Here is a 20,256-nt window from a genome sequence, read left to right as displayed (position 1 = left end):
CGCCGCCTTACCAGATATAGCGTAGTTTTGCCGAGGCGATCAGTGCCGAGTATTCCGCCCCCCATTCGCCGTATGCGCCAATCGAAAGATCGGCCTGCGGGGTCAGTTGGATGCGCGCGCCGATATTGGCCGCAACGGCGCTGCCTGTCGGCGCATTGCTGGAGATCGAGAAGCCGTAGCCGGGCAGAGCCAGGAAATTCGCGTTCGCATTGCCGCCACCGCCATAGCGATAGAGATAGGAGACGCGCGAATTGAACGAGAAGCGCTGCGCATAGTCCCCCGCCGCCGTGTCAAAGCCGACGCCGGCCTCGACCGTTCCCCTAAAGAGGCTCGAGTCGGAATAGGCAAGCGCCGAACTGCCAAGGCCGGCGGCAACCTCTTCCTGATAGGATGGCGCGCTGGTGTAGACCGCGCTTGCAGCGGCGAAGGGAATGAAGGCCATGCCGCCATTGACGATGCGGCCGCCGGCCTCGAAGCGGCCGCCGAACGTGGTCGCGGAATAGCTGCCGCGCAGCCGGTCGACCGCCGTGCCGAAGGCAACGGTGCGCTCGGTGTCGATATTGTCGACCCCGAGGCCGACCGTGGCCAGGCCGTAAAGCCCCTGCGCGGTCTGCCCGGCGGCCGTGACGGCGGCATGCAGCGACTGGCTGTCGGCCGAGCCGTTCTGTTCGGTCTGGTCGTAGCTCGTCTGTCCGCCGCCGAAGACGAAGCCGATCGCGGTCGAATCGTCCAGTTGCGCCAGATAGCCGCCCTCGACGATATTGCCCTTGATATCGGCGCCGGAATTGCCGGCGCCTGTATCGCCGTCGACGCTGGCCGTCTCGCCGTTATATTCGAGCCAGATGGAATTGGACGGCATCAGGGAACGGTATGGCGCATACGGCGCGCCATAGGAACTTCCGTATGCACCGCCTGTGGAGCCGCCATAAGAGCCTCCATAGGTCGAGCCGCGACCGGCCGAGGCCCAGTCCCATTGCGGCTGGCGGCTCGAAGGCGTGCCGAGGTTCCAGTAGGCGAGCGCCGATGTTTCGCCCGCCGACGGCAATGTGTCCTCGTCCTTTTCCTCGATCGGCCGCCATCCGGCGAGCAGCCGGCTCGGATTGGACGACCGCCGCAGGAAGTCCTGCATGCCGAGAGTAGCCGTCATCGTCGCATTGATGCCGAGCTCGCCGCCAAGCGTCGTCATCGCCGCCTCATAGGCGCTGCCCGATTGCAGCATGCCGGCAGACAAGGTTCCCGTCAGCGGCACGCCGTCGTTGAAGGCCTTGACCAGCTGATCATTGACGCCCCTGCCGAGCGCGGAGAAATTGAAATTGCCGCCGACATAAGCAAGCGACATGTTGAGCCGGTTGCCTTCCTCGGAGATGGTGCCGCGAAACTGGGAAGGAAGCGAGGCAAGCGGCGCGTCATAGGTGCCGGTGATTTCGCCCGCCTCCAGCAGCGTATATTGCTGCTTCAGTTCGCCGCCGTCGACGAAATCGATATCGAGTTCGGTCTCGTCGAAAGAAACCGTGCCGGTGACCTTGGCCGGAACCTGGCTGGTCTGGATGACCGCCGCATAGGTCGCGTCCGGTTCGAAGTCGAGATCGCCATTGACGGTGATCGACCCGTCCTCGTCGCCGGAAAGGAAGGTGCCGCCGGAGCGCACGGTGGTGGAACCGATCTCGCCCGAACCGCCGAAAGAGGCGCCCGCCTTCACATCGGCGCTTGTTCCCCGAAGCGCACCATCCACCAGGAAGGTCCCGCTTTCGGCCTCAAGCGTACCGGAAAATTCATTGTTGTCGGCCGTCAGCCTGAGCGTTCCCGGTCCTTTCTGGGAGACAGCGCCGGTGCCGCGCAAAAGACCGGCAAATTCGATGTCGTCGGAACGGGCAAAGCTCAGCGTGCCGCCGGTCTCGATTGCCGCATTGCCCTGCAGCGTGCCGGTCGTGCCGCCATTGCCGACCTGGATTTCAGCGCCGGTGTCGATATAGGTGTTGCCTTTGTTGGTATTGTCGGCCGTCAGAATGGTCGTGCCGGCATAGGCTTCGATATCGACGGTGCCGCTGATGACGCGCGAGAACTCATAGTCAGAAGATGTATGGTTGAAAACCAGATAGCCCTGACCGTCACCGAAGGTTACTTCGTTGACGTCGAGCGTGCCGGGGCCCTGCGGGGTTATGTCCGGAAGGGAGCCGATCACCAGCCCGCCGGTCGAACCGGCATTTGCGGCCAGCACAAGATTGTCAGCCGTCAGCGTGCCGCCGTCGGAAAGCTGCAGGACTCCGGTTCCGTTCTCGCCGACCGTCAGGTCGCCGTCGATCGTCCACGACGACCCGGCTCCGTCGACAGCAACGAGACCGATCGAACCCGCGCCGGAAGCGATCGTGCTCTCGGTACTGGTCACGGTGCTGCCATCGGTGACAAGAATTCCGCCATTGCCTTCCACGCCGACGGTGATGCCGCCATCCACGTTCCAGGATGACCCCGCTCCGCCCAGGGTAACCAGACCTTCGCCGGTGGTCGTCGTCCCGATTTCCACCGTTCGGTTGTTGACAATGCCGCCGCCTGCAATCGCCAGAAGGCCGGTGCCTTCCGATCCGATCTCAAGGTTTGAGCTGTTGTTCCACGTAGCGCTGCCAAGAACGCCGACGACACCGACGCTGCCGGCATCGCGCCCGATTATGCCGCCGTTCGAGTTGAGCGTTCCGCCATTTTCCAGTTCCAGCAGGCCTTCGCCCGTCGTGCCGACGGTCATGCGATTGGTGAGAGTCATTTCGCTGTCTGCATCGGTGATGACGACAATGCCGGTGCTGTTCGCATTCGCGCCGACCAGCGCGAAATCCGCCGTGACGGAGCCGCCGTTCGAAACCGCCATGCGGCCATCGCCATTGCGCCCGACCCTGAGCGAGGCGGAGAGCTGCAGTTGCGAGCCGGCGCCGTCGACATAAACCGTACCCTCGCCGCTCGAAACATTGCCGATATAGCCGTTGCTGGCGGTCATCGTCGCGCCGTCAAGGACTGAAAGCGTGCCCTCGCCGCCCGTGCCGCCGGTGTTCACATTGCCGCCGAGCGAAATGTCATTATAGACATTCCACAGCGAACCGCTGCCGGTCACCGTCGCTTCATTGCCGGTGGAGGACGTGTTTTCGCCGATCGAAAGCGAGCCGCTGATCGCATGCGCGCCGCTCTGGACCAGAACCGTGCCCTTGCCGCTGCTGCCGATCGTCGTCGCGCCATAGCCGTTCCACTGCGTACCGGCGCCCGACAGGGTAACGCTGCCCGCGCCGCCCGCATTGCGGCCGACGATCGCCTGGTCCGATTCGATGAAGGCGCCGTCGGAGACGCTCAGGCTGCCGGTCCCGCTGTTGCCGACCGAAAGTCCGTTGGCGCCCGTGCCGTAGGTCCTGAGGCTCGTGCCGCTTCCGGAAAGCGTGACGGTGCCGGTACTGTCATCTGCATTGCCGAGAATGATCGAGGCGGTCTGGCCGGTCGCGCCCGCGGACATGTCGATCCGGCCGGTGCCGGCATCGCCGACAATGATCGAATTGTCCATCTGCACCTGGCCGCCCGCGCCGAGCGTCAGCGTGCCATTGCCGCCAGCCGACGCGCCGAGACGCGTCCGCTCGCCGTTGATCGTGGCATTCGAGGTCACCCGCCCGGTCGCGGTGTCGCCGATGATGAATGTGCTGATATACTCCGTGCCGCGATCGGTGGGCAGAACCGGCGCATTGGCCGTGGTGTTGATGGTAACGTTGTCACCGGTCTTTGGCGTATTGGTCGTGGCGGCGCCATTCTCGAGCCAGTTGTTGGCCGTATACCAGTCTGTCGATTCGGCGCCGGTCCACAGGAAGTCGGCTGCAGTGCCCGGCGTGCCCCAGAGGAGGAAAAGCGCGGATGAACTCAGGAAGATCGAACGGGCCGCCTTCAGCCGCAAATTCACATTACGCATGACACCTCCAGCACAGAAACGCTTGAACCACCTGCAGCCGGCCCTCAACGGCGACCGGTCTCGCATGCTTGCAATTCTGGACTGCAGTAAATTAAGAACTTCTTGCGAGGGGAGAATTGTCCGCCATGCTTAATGTTTATGGTTAGCACTTGGTTAATTCGGCAGGGCCGGTGTTTTCGCCGCGCATGCAGCTATCACTTCAATTCCGTTCAATCTTCGTCTAAGAAGCGTCACAAAACCCTTATGACCGGAAAACAGGGACCGCTCGAGAATGCTTGAAACAATGCGCAAAGGCGCCCAGACCTGGGTCGCGAAACTCCTGCTGATCCTGCTGATTATTTCGTTCGGCGTCTGGGGCGCTTCAAGCGCGCTGTTTTCGGGCAATTCCGACGTCGTGGTCCAGGTTGGCGACAAGACCGTCTCGGCCAATGAATACCGCCTCGCTTACCAGCGCCAGATCAACAGCCTCAGCAACCAGTTCGGCCGCCGGCTGACCGGCGAGGAAGCGCGCATGATCGGCGTCGACCAACAGGTCTATGCCCAGCTCGTTGCCGGCGCTGCCCTCGACCAGCTTGCCGACAACATGAATCTCGGCCTTTCCGAAGACCGGCTTGCCGAGATCATCGCCCAGGATCCTGCCTTCCAGAACACCGACGGGCGATTCGACCGCCAGCGCTTCAGCGCGCTCCTGCGCAATGTCGGCCTCAATGAGGATGACTATGTGGCCGAGCGCAGCAAGGTTGCGGTCCGCTCGCAGATCGTCGACGGCATGGCTGACGGTTTCGTGCCGCCGGAAACGCTGGTGGACGCCATTCGCGAATACCGGTCGCAAAGCCGCGTGGTCGACTATATCGTTCTCAACAATGCCTTTGTCGACCCGATCAAGTCGCCGGGCGATGATGTCCTTCAGCCCTGGTTCGAACAACGTCAGGCCGCCTACCGCGCGCCCGAATACCGCAAGATCTCCTATGTCGCGCTCCGGCCGTCCGACATCGCCGATCCCGGCGCGGTTTCGGACGATGCCGTCCGGGCCGATTACGAGGCGCGGATCGCCAGTTACACGACGCCGGAGGAGCGCCGGATCCAGCAGATGACCTTTGATGATCAGGCTGCCGCAGAACAGGCGGCCCAGGCGCTCGAGGACGGCGCCAAGACCTTCGACCAGCTCGTCTCGGAAGCCGGCCGCACGGCGGCCGACGTGACGCTCGGCATCTATGAGAAGGGCCAGTTCCCCGACCAGGCGATCGACGAGGCCGCCTTTGCCATTCCCGAGGAAGGCGGCGTCAGCGGCGTCGTTCAGGGCAATTTCGGTCCGGTCATCATTCGCGTGACCGACATCCAGCCGGAAAGCACAACCCCCCTTGCCGATGTCGAGGACCAGATCCGCACGGAGCTTGCCGAGCAGCAGGCCGCCGACGACATCCTGAACGTCGAGAACCAGTACGAGGACCAGCGCGCCGGCGGCGCCAGCATGGCCGAGGCCGCGCAAAGCCTCGGCCTTGAAGCGGTGACGATCAACGCCATCGACGCCAACGGCCGCGATCCGGACGGCAACCCGATCGATGACATTCCGCTGGGCACCGAACTCGTCGGCGCCGCGTTTCAGAGCGATACCGGCCTTGAGAACCTTCCGCTGAACCTCAATGACGGGGGCGTGGTCTGGTACGAGGTTGAAGATATCACCCCGCCGCGCGACCGCACCTTCGATGAGGTCCGCAGCCAGGTAGAGGCCGACTGGGCCGCCGAGCAGCAGCGTGATGCGCTCGCCGCCAAGGCCGACGAACTGAAGCAGCGGGTCGAAAACGGCGAGAGCCTGCAGCAGGTGGCCGACGATCTCGCCATCGACGTTCAGCACAGCCCGTCGATCACCCGCAATTCGCAGAACAGCGACCTCGGCCCCGAGGCGATCGCCGCGGCCTTCAGCGGACCGCTCGGAACCGTGGCCACCGCCCCGCGTGACGGCGGGATCGAGCAGATCGTGCTGTCGGTGGCAACCGTGGTCAATCCCTCCGACACGCTGGAGACCAGCGGCGACAACCAGGTCATCACCGCCATTGCCTCTTCCGCCGGAGACGATATCCTCGACGAAATGATCAACAAGCTGCAGAGCGAATACGGCGTCTCGATCAACCAGACGCTCGCCCAGCAGGCGGTGAACCTGCGATAAGCGAGAAAAGCCATGTCCGAACTGAAACCCTTCATCGCCAAGGTCGCCGACGGCCAATCGCTGACGAGCGAAGAATCCCGCCAGGCCTTCGACATCCTGATGTCGGGCGAGGCCACCCCCTCGCAGATCGGCGGCTTTCTGATGGCGCTCAGGGTCAAGGGCGAGACGGTCGACGAGATTGTCGGCGCGGTTACGACGATGCGGGCCAAGATGCTGCCGGTCAAGGCGCCGGAACACGCGATCGATATCGTTGGCACCGGCGGCGACGGCGCCGGCACCTACAATATCTCGACCCTGGCTGCGATTGTGACGGCAGGCGCCGGGGTGACCGTTGCCAAGCATGGCAACCGGGCGCTGAGCTCGCGCTCCGGCACCGCCGACAGCCTGTCGGAGCTTGGCGTTGAGCTGGATACCGGACCCGCGATCATCGAGGCCTGCCTGGCAGAGGCCGGCATCGGCTTCATGTTCGCGCAGAAGCATCACGCCGCCATGCGCCATGTCGGCCCCTCCCGGGTCGAACTCGGTACGCGCACAATCTTCAACCTTCTCGGACCGCTTTCGAACCCGGCCGGCGTGAAGAGCCAGCTGCTCGGCGTGTTTTCGCCGCAATGGCTGGTGCCGCTCGCCGAGGTGCTGCGCGATCTCGGATCCGAGACCGTCTGGGTCGTGCACGGCGAAGGCCTTGACGAAATCACCACGACCGGAACGACCAGGATCGCCGAGCTGTCTGATGGCAAGATTCGCGAATATTCGCTGACGCCGAAGGATTTCGGCGTCGAGCCGGTGACGCTCGACGCGCTTCGCGGCGGTGACGGCAAGGTCAACGCCGCGGCGCTGCGCAAGGTGCTTTCCGGCGAGCGCAACGCCTATCGCGACATTGCGCTCTGCAACGCCGCTGCCGCCCTGATGATTGCCGGCAAGGGCGAGACGATCGCCGACGCAATGACGATCGCCGCGCAATCGCTGGAAAGCGGCAATGCGGCGCTCGCGCTCGACCGGCTCGTCGCCGTCTCCAACCAGAAAAGCGAAGGCTGAGGACCGGCCATGACCGATATCCTGCGAAAGATCGAAGCCTACAAGCGCGAGGAAATCGCCGCCGCCAAGGCGAAGGTTACGCTCGACGACCTGAAGGCGCGCGCAGCCGATCAAGAAAAGCCGCGCGGCTTTCTGGAAGCGCTCCGTCGCAAACAGGACGAGGGCCGGTTCGGGCTGATCGCCGAGATCAAGAAGGCGAGCCCTTCCAAGGGTCTGATCCGCCCGGATTTCGATCCGCCGGCCTTTGCCAGGGCCTATGAGGCGGGCGGCGCGGCCTGCCTTTCGGTGCTCACCGATACGCCGAGCTTCCAGGGCGCGCCCGAGTTCCTCGCCGCCGCCCGCAATGCCTGCACCCTGCCCGCGCTGCGGAAGGATTTCATGTTCGAGCCCTATCAGGTGCACGAGGCCCGCGCCTGGGGCGCCGACTGCATCCTGATCATCATGGCAAGCCTTTCCGATGACGAGGCGCGCGTACTTGAAGAGACCGCCTTCGAACTCGGCATGGACGCGCTGCTTGAGGTCCATAACGAGGAAGAATGCGCGCGCGCACTTAAGCTTTCCTCTCATATGATCGGCATAAATAACCGTAATCTCAGGAATTTTGAGGTTACGCTTGAGACCAGCGAACGCCTGGTCAAGATGGTGCCGGACGACCGGCTGCTCGTCGGAGAAAGCGGCATCTTCGTCCATGACGACTGTCTGCGTCTGAAAAAGAGCGGCATCACCACCTTCCTTGTCGGCGAAAGCCTGATGCGCCAGGACGATATTGCCGGCGCGACGCGGGCGCTTCTGACTGGCGTTGACGCCGGGCTTCCGGCGCAATGAGCGACAGGCCGGCAAATCTGACCCATATCGCGGCCGACGGCTCCGCCAATATGGTCGATGTCGGGGGCAAGGACGAGACCGTTCGCACGGCCACGGCCGAGGGTTTCGTGCGCATGAAGCCCGAGACGCTGGCGCTGATTGAAAGCGGCAACGCGAAGAAGGGCGACGTCATCGCCACGGCCCGCCTTGCCGGGATCATGGGCGCCAAGCAGACCGCCAATCTCATTCCGCTCTGCCACCCGCTGATGCTCACCAAGATCGCCGTCGATATCGTTACCGATGCCGCCCTGCCCGGCCTGCGGGTTACCGCCACCGCGCGGCTGACCGGGCGAACCGGCGTCGAAATGGAGGCGCTGACGGCCGTTTCCGTCGCCTGCCTGACGATCTACGACATGGCCAAGGCGGCCGACCGGGAGATGGAAATCGGCGCGATCCGCCTGGTCGAGAAATCGGGCGGCGCAAGCGGCGACTACAAACGATCGGAGACGTGAGGCATGGCCGGCTCGCTTCTGCCCGTCGATGATGCGCTCTCCATCCTGCTGAACGGCGCATTGCCGATCACGGATAGGGAGAGCTGCGATCTGGTCGAAGCCGATGGTCGCGTGCTGGCCGAAGACCTTATCTCACGCATCACCCAACCGCCCTTCAGCGCCTCGGCCATGGACGGCTATGCGGTCAGGTCCGATGATGCAACAACCGGCGCGACGCTCTTAGTGATCGGCACGGTTGCGGCCGGCGAGACGCCGGAGATATCTGTCGCCCCGGGAACCGCGATCAGGATCTTCACCGGCGCTCCGCTGCCATCGGGCGCCGACAGCGTGGTGATCCAGGAGAATACGGAAGTCATGGGCGACCGTATCCGCATCATGAAATCCGTAACCAAAAACGCCAATATCCGCGCCGCCGGGCAGGATTTTCGACAAGGACAGGTTCTGCTCGCGGACGGCAGTCGGCTTGAGGCGCGCAATCTTTCGCTGGCGGCCGCCGGCGGCTATGGGTCGCTGCCGGTCTATCACCGTCCGAAGGTCGCCGTGCTCGCCACCGGCGATGAACTGGTGCGGCCCGGCGAGACACCGGGAACGGGACAGATTTCGGCTTCGGCGGGGATCGCCCTCGTGAGCCTCGCCCGCGCGAATGGCGCCGAGGCGCGCGACCTTGGCATTGCCGCGGACGAGCCATCCGCGATCGAGGCCGCGGTCGAGGATGCTCGCGCATGGGGCGCAAATGTCCTGATCACCATTGGCGGGGCGTCCGTCGGCGACCGCGATCTCGTCGGCCCGACATTGCAGGCGATGGGCATGTCGCTCGATTTCTGGAAGATCGCCATGCGGCCTGGAAAGCCGCTCATGGTCGGCAATCTCGACGCCATGAAGGTGCTCGGCCTGCCCGGCAATCCCGTTTCCGCCTATGTCTGCGCGCTGGTCTTTGCCGAACCGCTGATCCGTCGCCTTGCGCGGCTTGCGCCCCGCGATCGGCTGATGCGCGCCGTCGCGGCGGAGGCGATCGGCCCCAACGGTCCACGCCGCCACTATATGCGCGCGCGTTTCTCAGATCGTGGCCAGGGGCTCGTCTCGCCCTCGGCAAGCCAGGACTCATCGCTGATCGCGACGCTGGCCGACGCCGATTGCCTGATTGTCCGCCCACCCGGAGACGGCCCGCTGAAACCCGGCGACCCGCTCGAGGTGATGCTTTTGGGCAAAGCAGCCAGCTGAGCCTCAGATCCGCTCGCTCTGATGGCTGGCAGCCTGAAGAAAGGCCTGCATCTTCATCCGCACGGTTTCCTCGTCGATCTCGATACCCGCCTCGGCGAAATCACGCATCAGCTTCTTCAAAACGTCGTCATGGCCGGCATGGGTGAAATCGGCAGCGATCACTTCGCTGGCGTAGAATTCTAGATCCTCGCGCCCCAGAAGATCTGCTGCCCAGGCGGCCAGCATCCGGTTACGCCGCGCGATCACACGAAAGCGTGCGGCTTCCTGCTGCACATAGGCTGCCTCGAAGGCACGCTCGCGATCGGTAAAGATCGATCCGGACATATCCACCTCCATCGCGCCGCCGGACGGCGCTCCGTTTCCTCTTGCAAAGAGAATGGCGACAAAACTGACGTTTGAAAAGAAGCAGGATTTAACTATTTTAATAAGATCGTTTAAAATCCAAGATGAAATCGGCTCCAAAGGCGGCCGCCCATCGATCCGTGCGTGCAATTGCCTTGAAAAACGCTTGGTTTTGATTGAGAAAGCCGCACGACTTCGCTATTCCAGCGAGAGAGACAGAAATATCGCGTGCGCCAAGGCCACGCCAACTACGCGAGAAAAAAATGAATCGTCGCCGCCGGGTTTTTGAAGGCAAGGGCAAGATCCTCTACGAAGGCCCCGAGCCCGGAACGCTGATCCAGTTCTTCAAGGATGACGCCGCCGAGCCGGGTATTGCCGGTGAGGTTATTGACGGCAAGGGCGTGCTCAACAACCGCATCTCCGAATATGTCTTCAGCCATCTGAACGCGATCGGCATTCCGACCCATTTCATCCGCCGCCTCAACATGCGCGAGCAACTGGTGCGCGAGGTGGAGATGATCCCGCTCGTGCTCACCGTCCGCAATATCGCCGCCGGCTCGCTTTCGCGCCGGCTCGGCATCGAGGAGGGCACCCCCCTTCCCCGTTCCATCGTCGAGTTCTCGCTGAAATCCGACGAGCTGAAGAACCCGCTGGTCACCGAAGAGCATATCACCGCTTTCGGCTGGGCGATGCCGCCTGAACTCGATGACATGGTGGCGCTTGCGATCCGCATCAACGATTTTCTCTCCGGCCTGTTTCTCGGCGCCGGCATGCAGCTCGTCGACTTCAAGATCGAGTGCGGCCGTCTGTTCGAAGGCGACATGATGCGTATCATCCTGGCCGACGAGATCTCGCCGGATTCCTGCCGGCTCATCGACCTGCAGACGCGCCAGCGGATGGACCGCGATGCGCGCGGCGGTGCTGCGCCCAATGCCCATTCGGAGATTGCCCGCAGGCTGGGCATCATGAACGAGAACGAACCCGCCCGCGCCGCCGGCCCGGTACTTGTCAAATAGCAGATTGAGGATTGAACCAGTGATCAATGCACGTGTCATCGTTACCTTGAAGAACGGCGTTCTCGATCCGCAGGGAAAGGCCATCGAAGGCGCCCTTCACGGTCTGGGGTTCGACGGTCTGTCCGCCGCGCGCCAGGGCAAGGTCTTCGACCTCGCGCTCGACACCGATGACCGCGCCAAGGCCGAGGCCGATGTCGCGGCCATGTGCGAGAAGCTTCTGGCCAACATGGTGATCGAGAATTACGCGATCGAACTGACCCAGGCCTGAGCGCAGGAAGAGAGCGAAAGCCATGAAGACCGCATTGATCCAACTTCCGGGCCTGAACCGCGACCGCGACATGTTCGCCGCGATCCGCACCATATCCGGCCATGATCCGATCCCCGTCTGGCAGACCGAGACCGAACTGCCGGATGCCGACCTGATCATCATTCCCGGCGGCTTTTCCTATGGCGACTATCTGCGCTGCGGGGCAATCGCGGCGCGCATGCCGGTCATGCGCGCGGTTGCCGAAAAGGCCCGCGCAGGGGTCCGCGTCATCGGCGTGTGCAACGGCTTCCAGATCCTGCTTGAGGCCGGCCTTCTGCCGGGCGCGCTGATGCGCAATGCCTCGCTGAAATTCGTCTGCCGCCAGGTCCGTCTCGCAGTCGCCAACAACCGCACGGCCTTCACGTCCGGCTACGAGGCGGGCGAAGTGATCAACTGCCCTGTGGCCCACCACGACGGCAATTACTTTGCCGAGGCCGATGAACTCGCCCGAATCGAAGACAACAATCAGGTCGTGTTTCGCTATGCCGAGGGCACCAATCCCAACGGCTCGATCAATGACATCGCAGGATTGGTCAACGAACAGGGCAACGTGCTCGGCATGATGCCGCATCCGGAAAACCTGATCGAAACCGCCCATGGCGGAACGGACGGCCGGCGGCTTTTCGAATCAGCGCTCGACATGCTGGCCACCGCCTGAAGGCCTTCGCTTCGCGACCCGTCAATTGGTCGTGGTTAAGCTTGACCTTGGGGATGGAATCGTCAGTAATGCACGCTGAAATCCGGTCCGTCCTTTGGGCGGTTGCGGATCGCTTACCGATTGGAAAGACTTATGACTTCAGTATCGTTTCTCAGGCCCTCCGCCATGATGGCTTTTCTGGCGATGGGCGCAGGATCCGTTTTCGCGGCGGATGCCAACGTTCCGGCAAGCCCGACGCCGCCTGCCGAGGAGAGTATTTTCGACGAGGCTCGGTTTGAAGTCGCCGCATCCCTCGGCTCCAATTCGGACTTCGAAAAGGGCGTCTTTCTCATCCCGAGCCTGTTCTTCGACCCGCTTCACAGCGAAGGTCGGGAAGGCTTCGACAAGTTTCTGCATCCCCGTTTCTTTTTGAGCGCCAGCATTTCGACGGCTGACGAATCGTCGCAGATCATGGCCGGCGCGAGCTGGAAGTTTCCGGTTGCCGGTCCGACCTTCGTCGATATCGGTTTCGGCGGCGCGCTGTCGAACGGCAGTCTGGATGAATATGGCGGCCGCGGACCCGGTATCGGCTCCCACCTGCTGTTTCACGAATATATCGCCTTCGGCGTCGACCTTGACGACAGCTGGAGCATCACGGCGACTGTCCGTCACTCCTCGAATGCGGAACTCGCCAGCCCGAACAGCGGCTTGACCTATGGCGGCCTCGGCATCGCCAAAAATTTCTAGAACCGGCAACGGTTCTCCGCAGAGGAAATGAAAACGCCGGGCAACTCGCCCGGCGTTTTGCTTTCCAGTCGATACCGCCGATCAGCTGTCGGCGGCGGACTTGCTCGATTTGGAGCCGCCCTTCTTGCCGGACTTGCCCTTGGGCCCGTCCGACTTCAATTCGGCCGGCTTGACCGGCGTTGAGTCGGGTATAGCATCCAGCGTCAGCTCTTCCTTGCCATCCTTGTCCGTCTTTACATCGACGCGGACGACGCCGCCCTTCTTCAGCTTGCCGAACAGGATCTCGTTGGCGAGAGGCTTCTTGATGTGCTCCTGGATGACGCGCGAGAGCGGGCGGGCGCCCATCTTCTCGTCATAGCCGCGCGAGGCCAGCCACTCGACCGCCTTGTCCTCCAGTTCGAAGGTGACATTGCGTTCCGAAAGCTGCGATTCGAGCTGCATGACGAATTTCTGCACGACCTGATGGATGACTTCCGTCGGCAGCGGCGCAAACGGAATGATCGCATCGAGGCGGTTGCGGAACTCCGGCGTGAAGATGCGGTTGAGCGCCTCCTCGTCCTCGCCGGTGCGCCGTGACGAGCCGAAGCCGATCGCCGACTTCGACATTTCGGCGGCACCCGCATTGGTCGTCATGATCAGGATGACATTGCGGAAGTCGATCTTCTTGCCGTTGTGGTCGGTCAGCGAACCGTGGTCCATCACCTGCAGCAGGATATTGTAGATATCCGGATGCGCCTTCTCGATCTCGTCCAGCAGCACGACGCAATGCGGGTGCTGGTCGACGCCATCGGTCAGAAGGCCGCCCTGGTCGAAGCCGACATAGCCGGGAGGGGCGCCGAGCAGGCGCGAGACCGTATGCCGCTCCATATATTCCGACATGTCGAAGCGCAGTAGCTCGACGCCGAGCGAGGAGGCAAGCTGCTTCGACACCTCGGTCTTGCCGACGCCCGTGGGGCCGGAGAAGATATAGGAGCCGATCGGCTTGTTGGGCTCGCGAAGTCCGGCGCGGGCGAGCTTGATCGAGGTCGCAAGCGCGTCGATCGCCTTGTCCTGGCCGTAGACCACCGAGCGCAGTTCCTGCTCGAGATTGGCCAGCACCTGCTCGTCATCCTTGGAAACCGATTTCGGCGGGATGCGGGCCATGGTCGCAACGGTCGCCTCGATCTCCCTCTCGGTGATCATCTTGCGCCGGCGCGAAACCGGAAGCAGCATCTGCGCAGCACCACTCTCGTCGATCACGTCGATGGCCTTGTCCGGCAGCTTGCGATCCGAGATGTAGCGCGCCGACAGTTCCACCGCCGCCTTGATGGCGTCGTTGGTGTAGCGCAGGTTGTGATATTCCTCGAAATAGGGCTTGAGGCCCTTCATGATTTCGATGGCATCGTCCACGGAGGGCTCGTTGACATCGATCTTCTGGAACCGGCGCACCAGCGCACGGTCCTTCTCGAAGAACTGACGGTACTCCTTGTAGGTAGTCGACCCGATGCAGCGGATAGCGCCCGAGGAGAGCGCCGGCTTCAGGAGGTTCGACGCATCCATGGCGCCGCCGGAGGTAGCGCCTGCGCCGATCACCGTGTGGATCTCGTCGATGAAAAGGACGGCCCCCTCATACTCTTCGAGTTCCTTGACCACCTGCTTCAGGCGCTCCTCGAAATCGCCGCGATAACGGGTGCCGGCGAGCAGCGTGCCCATGTCGAGCGAGAAGATCGTCGCATCGATGAGTGCTTCCGGCACCTTGCCCTCGACGATCCGCTTGGCCAGCCCCTCGGCAATCGCCGTCTTGCCGACGCCGGGGTCGCCGACATAGAGCGGATTGTTCTTCGAGCGGCGGCACAGGACCTGGATGGTCCTGTTGACCTCGGCATCGCGACCGATCAGCGGATCGATCTTGCCGCTCATCGCCTTCTCGTTGAGATTGACGCAATAGGCCTTCAGTGCGTCGGGCTGCTTGCGCCCGTTTTCGTCGGCCTGCTGCGCCGCACCATCGGTATCCTCGTTTTCGGAATTGGCGCCGCGCGGCGTGCGGATTTCCGACGAGCCCGGCCGCTTGCCGATCCCGTGCGAGATATAGTTGACCGCATCATAGCGCGTCATTTCCTGCTGCTGCAGGAAATAGGCCGCGTGGCTTTCGCGTTCGGCGAAGATGGCGACGAGCACATTGGCGCCCGTCACCTCCTCGCGGCCGGATGACTGGACGTGGATCACCGCGCGCTGGATGACGCGCTGGAAGCCGGAGGTCGGCTTGGAATCCTCGTCATAACCGGTCACCAGATTGGCTAGTTCGGTATCGACATATTCGGTGACTGTCTTGCGCAAAGCGTCGAGGTCGACATTGCAGGCACCCATGACGGCGGCGGCATCTCCATCATCAATCAGCGCCAGGAGCAGGTGCTCCAGCGTCGCATATTCATGGTGCCGGTCATTTGCATAGGTCAGAGCCTGATGCAGCGCCTTTTCGAGACTGGGGGAGAATGTTGGCACGATCAGATCCTCACTTCTTTTCCATGACACATTGCAATGGGTGTTGGTGCTGACGCGCAAAATCCATGACCTGACTGACCTTGGTCTCAGCCACCTCATAGGTGAAAACCCCGCATTCGCCCACGCCGTTATTGTGGACATTCAGCATGATGCGGGTCGCCGCCTCGCGATCCTTCTGGAAGAAACGTTCCAGAATATGGATTACAAACTCCATTGGTGTGTAGTCATCATTCAACAGGAGAACCCGGTAGAGGCTGGGTTTCTTCGTCTTTGGCTTGGTGCGCGCGATCACCGCCGTTCCGCGGTTCGGATTGCCCCCATTCTTGGAAGGGTCGTTCTGCATCCGGATCGACATCGCGATCATTCTTACTAACTCCGTGCGTCCTCTAGATTTTAAGCCGCGTACATCAGCCTTTTGTTGACGTTCATATCTGTATGTACCGCAACCGTTTCAAGCTCCCTGAGACTGATCCAATCTTAATGCCGATCTTCCGGGCTTGTCATTAAGAAAAAATACCGCGCGCTGGTGCGCCCTTCACCCCTCACGCCGTTGATCGTCTCCGAAATTACAATGACTACAACCCAAGGGTGACAAATCGAACAAAAACAAACATCACCCAGGGCGACGCAATTGCTGAACTTGGGTGCCGCAATACCACGAAACGTTACGCATCGAAGAGCGAAACGTTTCGTGTCGCCAAATTTGAGGCGTTGCATCGAACATATGGATCGCGAGGGTAAAGCAGCGGACGCACTGGCCGCCCTCTTTCAGAGCCCCGGCCTCGCCCGACCTTGCTCAGTTGCAGTAGGTTCTGCCGGACGAACGCTGCTTCAAATCAAAGTGAAAATGATCATCATGCTTGGGATAGCCGGGGCCCAGCACCGTGTTGAAATACTCGCATCCGCTGGCGCGGACGGATTTCAGAAGGCCCTTCTCCCGGAAGGCGAAGAACCCCTTGGGAGAAACATCGATCGTCTTGCCTGTATTGAGCGTGAAGCCGCCGATATCAATGGCATTGCCCTTCGAGTGTTCCGACATGGTGCGCGAATTGGTGCCGTTGTTCACGCGACGGCAGGAATAGCCGCCCATGGTCTCGATCGATTTCAGGCCGGTGAGATAGCGCACCCGCACGGCCGGCGCCACATCGGCCTGAACCCACTGGGCGAAGGCGAGCGCGGTCTCGCAATTGACGGTTACGTCCGGCGAGATCGCGATATTGCCCGGCAGTTTCTGCAGTTTCACCGGATAGGCAATGCCGCACTGGCTGCCCGATGCGATCGCCTCGACTTCGGAAAAAGTGACGCCCATGGCGTTGAGTTCGCTTCGGCATTGCCGCTCGGCAAGCGGCATCAGGCCCGGTATGCGGTTCTGCTTCGGCTCGGCCATGCTCCCCTGCCCTGCGTCCGTCCCCGCACCGGGGTCGACGTGGGGCAGGAGCGAAGCCGTATTGATCGGGTCGATGCCCGGATCCTTCGCCGCGTCCGTCTGCGCCTCGGCGCTCCGCGCTTCGGTGTCGGCGATGGCGGCGACGTCGGTCCTGTCTTCGGTTTCGCTGAAGCCGAGATAGCTGTCGATCGGCAGGCCGGCGGAGGTCTCCGTTTCGGCAATCAATTGCTCGATGCTCTGCGGCGGCGGATCATCCTTTGCCAGCTCCGCCGCAGAGGGCTGCGGCGCCGGCGCGGAAACCACGGCAGCAGGCTTGGCCTTGGCCGCCTCGCTGCGGGTGACCACCTGGGTATCCTTGGCGCTGGTATCGACCGAAAACGAGGTCATCAGCCCGCCGATCGAACAACCGGCAAGAACCAGGGAAATCGCCGTGCAGGAAACCGCGTTTCGCAGATGAGAAAAAGACGCCATACCGTTCATCGTGCCCAGGGGTTGAAACCTGAGGGCGAGTAAAACAGACATATGTAAACAAATGCTTTGCCGCGCCGCACTTCGAATGAGGCTGCTCTTGCGCGGGGGCCTGCGGGCGGTAAATTGCGACGAGTCTGGCCGCAGGAGAAGAATCAGTGACCGAAAGACCCAAGGGCGATCTGACGCTCAGAACCGTGGCCATGCCGGCCAATGCCAACCCGGCCGGAGACATTTTCGGCGGCTGGGTGATGTCGCAGATGGACCTTGGCGCCTTCGTCGCCGCCTCGGAACATGCCGGCATGCGCACGGTCACCGTCGCGGTCAACTCGATCACCTTCGAAAAGCCGGTCAAGATCGGCGATACGCTCTGCGTCTATACACAGTTCAAGAAGATCGGCCGCACCTCGATGACGGTGAATGTCGAAGCCTGGGTGCATCGTCATGACCGGCCGCGGCGCGAGAAGGTGACGGCAGCCGAATTCGTGATGGTGGCGATGGACGAAAGCGGCAGGCCCGCGCCCGTTCCGCAGACGAAACAGCCGTCCATCAGCGAAGTGGACAATGAGGCATGACCGACCAGACCGCAGCCCCCCAGCGCCCGCCGCGTCTGTTCCTGCGGCGTCTGGCTGCGCTTTTCATTGACTTTGTCATCTTCGGCATTCTCGCCACCTTCGCGGTCGGCGCGCTGTCATTGGCGAGCCCGCAGCTGAGGGATGGCGTCGCCAGCTCCTTCTTCCACACCCGCATCTGTCAGCCGGCGGACAGAAGCCTGCCGGTGTTTGCCGAGATCGAACAGAACTGGCCAGAAACGGAGGACGGCGACACGACAGTGAGCGCGCGGTCCTGCACGGTCGACAGCTTCTTCCTGCCGCAGAAGCGCCTGGCCATGGTCACCGAGAGCCGCACCGGCGAAGACGGCGGCACCTTCACCCGCTCGGTATCCATCCAGCTTGACGAGAACGGCGATCCTGTCTTCCCCTCGCCGCTGATCGAGCGCGCCGTCTCCACGCTTCAGCTCCTCGCCTTCCCGCTGGCGCTCGCGCTGTCGACGATCTTCCTCGGCTGGACGCCCGGCAAGCGGCTGATGTCGCTCCGCGTGACGACGGATGCGCTGGCCAAGGACCCGCCGCCGCTCTCGCCGGGCAAGACCATCACGCGGGAATATCTGAAGTTCTGGCCCCTGATCGCCAACAACCTTTTCCAGTTCGTCATTGCCGCCAACGCGCCGAAGCCCGCCTCCGTTTCCGAGACCGTCGCCCTGCTCGAAACCGTGGGGACCGACCAGCGCGCCATTGCCGACATCCTTGTGCTCAACGCCGCCACGCTTCTGGTCCTGTTCGTCTGGTGGGTCTGGCCGTTTGCCCTCTGGCGCGGCCGCATGCTCTATGACGGCTTCATCCGCGCCTATGTCGTGCTGAGGAACTAGCGAGGATCGCGACACTTGGTTGATATGCTGATCCAGAGTAGTTTAGGCGATCCGAGGTCCTATCCGGCTAATCTGCAAACCCGGTTCATCCGAGCATGACGCGTCAGTATCGTGTGATCGTCTGTTCATCGCGCTGACCTTTGCAACCTGGCGCCTCAATTACATGCAGAATATTGAAATCTCTTATGAAAAACGTCTTTTCCCTCCCGAAGGCGAGCCCTGGCTCGAAACACGGGACGGCCTGAAATACTGGCTGGTGAAACGCGAGCCGACGATCGGGCTGCAGATTTCGGTCCTCACCGAGGATCCAAGTATTTCGATGCACAGATATGGCGGTGGCGGACGAGAGGACTGTGGCAGCTTTCTGTTCTGCTACAAGGGATTTCAGATCGGCTTTATTGATCATGAGTTGGGAGAGGCGTGCTGGCCGTTGCCGCCCAAGAGTCTCCCCGAAGACGTGGAGGAGGGACGGCGGACGGGAACCGTCATTCTGAGGATTACGGCTGTCGGGACGCCGGTTTTCGATTGCTCCGCGCACTATGCGCGCGACCGGGACGGAAAACTGATCAAGGATGCTCGGGGTCGGTATGTCCGGAAGGGGCCGTACTACCGAGCCGCTACGGATTACAGCAGGGCGCCAACGGACCTGACCGGCTTCAACTGGCAAGACTTCCTGGCCGAATGGCGATACCGTTTACGCAGATCGACGGGTTTCGGGAAGAAAAGCTCAGCTTATGTCACCGGTCTCAGCTGGAAAGACTACTGCGCGGGAAAGCGCGACCGGTTCCGTTCACGCCGGCAGCAGGAAGAGATGTTGTCGATCTGGCCGAATCTGTTCACCGGTATGAGGGGGCAGCTCGAAATACTCCGTCCGGGAGCGCGCAAGACACTGCCGAATGGCCGCCCGGTGCCAAAACGAGTGATGCGCTTTTCCGACGACGTCATCAGGCAATTCGAAACGGGGGAGCTGATCGATGGCATATGCGGAGAATCAGCAGAACTGAATCCTACAAAAATCCCGTTTAAATGAACCGTGGTGATAAGGTGAAAAAAGTAATAATTCTTGCTTTATCAGTATTTTCTTTATCTTATTTCTTTTACCCATATGTTCTTGAATTTCGAGTCAGAAGAAATATTCCGCCGGGCATCAATATCGAAAAAATGGTATATTTTCATCGAGAATTTCTCAGGTGTACAGCTGCTGAAATCGATATATCTGACGATATCAAGTTCGATTTCGATAGAAATTTAATAAAAGCATCAGAGAGCGCATTAAAAGATCTTCGAAAAAAGAGGAAAGAGGAAAACATAGGTGTTTATGTGTTCCCGGATGGGAAATTCGCTTACTTTTCCGACGCCTCTCTCATCGATGTTGCAGGCCGCATTGAAATAGCGGGCGATAGAAGGCTGGGGCAGCATATATCAAATCAGATATTTTCTGGTAGATCTTGCTTTCCTGACGGAGGCGGCAATAAAGAATATTTGAGCTTTCGAACTAAATTCACCCAAGCTATGACTGACAACACGGGAATTGTCATATTTGGCGAGGGATTTCTCGGCGGCGTTATGGTTCTGTTCCCTGAGGACCGAAAACTATTTTATTTTGGCCCATAGTGGTGCGAAGAAGCACTATGCCAACGACATATGAATTGACGGACGCGAGAAGAGTCTTGATTGTCTGATCAAATCGGTTCGCCCCACCTGGGTGATCCGTCAAATGTTGCTTATTTGTTCCGATTTTCCCAGCCCGCCCCTTTTCTTTTCTGGCGTGT

General features: G+C 61.4%; 19 protein-coding genes. 14 read left to right on the top strand and 5 right to left on the bottom strand.

Going from position 1 to position 20,256, the window contains the following annotated elements; translation table 11 throughout:
* Positions 1-7: 7 nt before the first annotated feature.
* Complete coding sequence (locus FF124_RS13560) at positions 8-3,931, bottom strand: autotransporter domain-containing protein (protein ID WP_187326937.1); 3,924 nt, start codon at positions 3,929-3,931, stop codon at positions 8-10.
* A gap of 271 nt (positions 3,932-4,202) precedes the next feature.
* On the opposite strand from FF124_RS13560, the gene FF124_RS13555 reads away from it, so the two are divergent.
* The 5 genes from FF124_RS13555 to FF124_RS13535 are packed head-to-tail and all read left to right on the top strand — an operon-like array spanning position 4,203 to position 9,670.
* Positions 4,203-6,098, top strand: a complete 1,896-nt coding sequence (locus FF124_RS13555) for a SurA N-terminal domain-containing protein (protein WP_138749028.1) — start codon at positions 4,203-4,205, stop codon at positions 6,096-6,098.
* Positions 6,099-6,110: 12 nt separating this feature from the next.
* Positions 6,111-7,133: an anthranilate phosphoribosyltransferase gene (trpD, locus tag FF124_RS13550; RefSeq protein WP_138749027.1), complete on the top strand. Its 1,023-nt coding sequence runs from the start codon at positions 6,111-6,113 to the stop codon at positions 7,131-7,133.
* A gap of 9 nt (positions 7,134-7,142) precedes the next feature.
* Entirely contained in the window at positions 7,143-7,958 is an 816-nt protein-coding gene (gene trpC / locus FF124_RS13545) for an indole-3-glycerol phosphate synthase TrpC (protein ID WP_138749026.1), read from the top strand.
* Positions 7,955-8,449 carry a cyclic pyranopterin monophosphate synthase MoaC gene (moaC, locus tag FF124_RS13540; protein ID WP_138749025.1) on the top strand — a complete coding sequence of 165 codons (495 nt, stop codon included), beginning with the start codon at positions 7,955-7,957 and terminating at the stop codon, positions 8,447-8,449. The genes trpC and moaC overlap by 4 nt, the downstream gene beginning before the upstream one ends.
* A gap of 3 nt (positions 8,450-8,452) precedes the next feature.
* Entirely contained in the window at positions 8,453-9,670 is a 1,218-nt protein-coding gene (locus tag FF124_RS13535) for a molybdopterin molybdotransferase MoeA (RefSeq protein ID WP_138749024.1), read from the top strand.
* Positions 9,671-9,673: 3 nt separating this feature from the next.
* Here FF124_RS13535 and FF124_RS13530 read toward each other — a convergent pair whose 3' ends face one another.
* Positions 9,674-9,994 carry a DUF1476 domain-containing protein gene (locus tag FF124_RS13530; RefSeq protein ID WP_138749023.1) on the bottom strand — a complete coding sequence of 107 codons (321 nt, stop codon included), beginning with the start codon at positions 9,992-9,994 and terminating at the stop codon, positions 9,674-9,676.
* A gap of 52 nt (positions 9,995-10,046) precedes the next feature.
* On the opposite strand from FF124_RS13530, the gene FF124_RS13525 reads away from it, so the two are divergent.
* The 5 genes from FF124_RS13525 (at position 10,047) to FF124_RS13505 (ending at position 12,719) form a co-directional block, all read left to right on the top strand.
* On the top strand, positions 10,047-10,301 hold the full coding sequence (locus tag FF124_RS13525; protein WP_138749022.1) for a hypothetical protein: 255 nt from the start codon (positions 10,047-10,049) through the stop codon (positions 10,299-10,301).
* A complete protein-coding gene (locus FF124_RS13520; protein WP_138749021.1) occupies positions 10,276-11,028 on the top strand; it encodes a phosphoribosylaminoimidazolesuccinocarboxamide synthase in 753 nt (250 codons plus the stop codon). The genes FF124_RS13525 and FF124_RS13520 overlap by 26 nt, the downstream gene beginning before the upstream one ends.
* A 19-nt stretch (positions 11,029-11,047) precedes the next feature.
* On the top strand, positions 11,048-11,296 hold the full coding sequence (purS, locus tag FF124_RS13515) for a phosphoribosylformylglycinamidine synthase subunit PurS (RefSeq protein ID WP_024707875.1): 249 nt from the start codon (positions 11,048-11,050) through the stop codon (positions 11,294-11,296).
* Positions 11,297-11,318: 22 nt separating this feature from the next.
* Positions 11,319-11,993: a phosphoribosylformylglycinamidine synthase subunit PurQ gene (purQ, locus tag FF124_RS13510; RefSeq protein ID WP_138749020.1), complete on the top strand. Its 675-nt coding sequence runs from the start codon at positions 11,319-11,321 to the stop codon at positions 11,991-11,993.
* Between the two features lie 132 nt (positions 11,994-12,125).
* Positions 12,126-12,719 carry an acyloxyacyl hydrolase gene (locus FF124_RS13505; RefSeq protein ID WP_138749019.1) on the top strand — a complete coding sequence of 198 codons (594 nt, stop codon included), beginning with the start codon at positions 12,126-12,128 and terminating at the stop codon, positions 12,717-12,719.
* 81 nt (positions 12,720-12,800) lie between these two features.
* On the opposite strand, the gene clpA is transcribed toward FF124_RS13505, so the two are convergent.
* The 3 genes from clpA to FF124_RS13490 all read right to left on the bottom strand — a co-directional run bounded on the left by clpA (position 12,801) and on the right by FF124_RS13490 (position 17,058).
* Positions 12,801-15,200, bottom strand: a complete 2,400-nt coding sequence (clpA, locus tag FF124_RS13500) for an ATP-dependent Clp protease ATP-binding subunit ClpA (RefSeq protein WP_138749018.1) — start codon at positions 15,198-15,200, stop codon at positions 12,801-12,803.
* 10 nt (positions 15,201-15,210) lie between these two features.
* Positions 15,211-15,564 (bottom strand): ATP-dependent Clp protease adapter ClpS, encoded by a 354-nt coding sequence (clpS, locus tag FF124_RS13495; RefSeq protein WP_024707881.1) that lies wholly within the window; start codon positions 15,562-15,564, stop codon positions 15,211-15,213.
* A 432-nt stretch (positions 15,565-15,996) separates the two neighbouring features.
* Positions 15,997-17,058, bottom strand: coding sequence for an extensin-like domain-containing protein (locus FF124_RS13490; protein ID WP_187326936.1), 1,062 nt, complete (start codon positions 17,056-17,058; stop codon positions 15,997-15,999).
* A gap of 200 nt (positions 17,059-17,258) precedes the next feature.
* Between FF124_RS13490 and FF124_RS13485 the strand changes: the two genes are divergently transcribed.
* The 4 genes from FF124_RS13485 to FF124_RS13470 all read left to right on the top strand — a co-directional run bounded on the left by FF124_RS13485 (position 17,259) and on the right by FF124_RS13470 (position 20,098).
* Positions 17,259-17,630 (top strand): acyl-CoA thioesterase, encoded by a 372-nt coding sequence (locus FF124_RS13485; protein WP_425462537.1) that lies wholly within the window; start codon positions 17,259-17,261, stop codon positions 17,628-17,630.
* On the top strand, positions 17,627-18,484 hold the full coding sequence (locus FF124_RS13480) for an RDD family protein (RefSeq protein ID WP_138749015.1): 858 nt from the start codon (positions 17,627-17,629) through the stop codon (positions 18,482-18,484). Before FF124_RS13485 ends, FF124_RS13480 begins: the two co-directional genes overlap by 4 nt.
* 163 nt (positions 18,485-18,647) lie before the next feature.
* The gene (locus tag FF124_RS13475; RefSeq protein WP_138749014.1) at positions 18,648-19,514 is read left to right on the top strand and encodes a hypothetical protein; all 867 of its coding nucleotides are present in this window, start codon (positions 18,648-18,650) and stop codon (positions 19,512-19,514) included.
* On the top strand, positions 19,511-20,098 hold the full coding sequence (locus FF124_RS13470) for a hypothetical protein (RefSeq protein ID WP_138749013.1): 588 nt from the start codon (positions 19,511-19,513) through the stop codon (positions 20,096-20,098). Before FF124_RS13475 ends, FF124_RS13470 begins: the two co-directional genes overlap by 4 nt.
* Positions 20,099-20,256 lie beyond the last annotated feature (158 nt).

Source organism: Martelella lutilitoris, assembly GCF_005924265.1.
GTDB classification, from domain to species: domain Bacteria; phylum Pseudomonadota; class Alphaproteobacteria; order Rhizobiales; family Rhizobiaceae; genus Martelella; species Martelella lutilitoris.
This window is presented reverse-complemented; position numbering and strand designations above follow the sequence as displayed.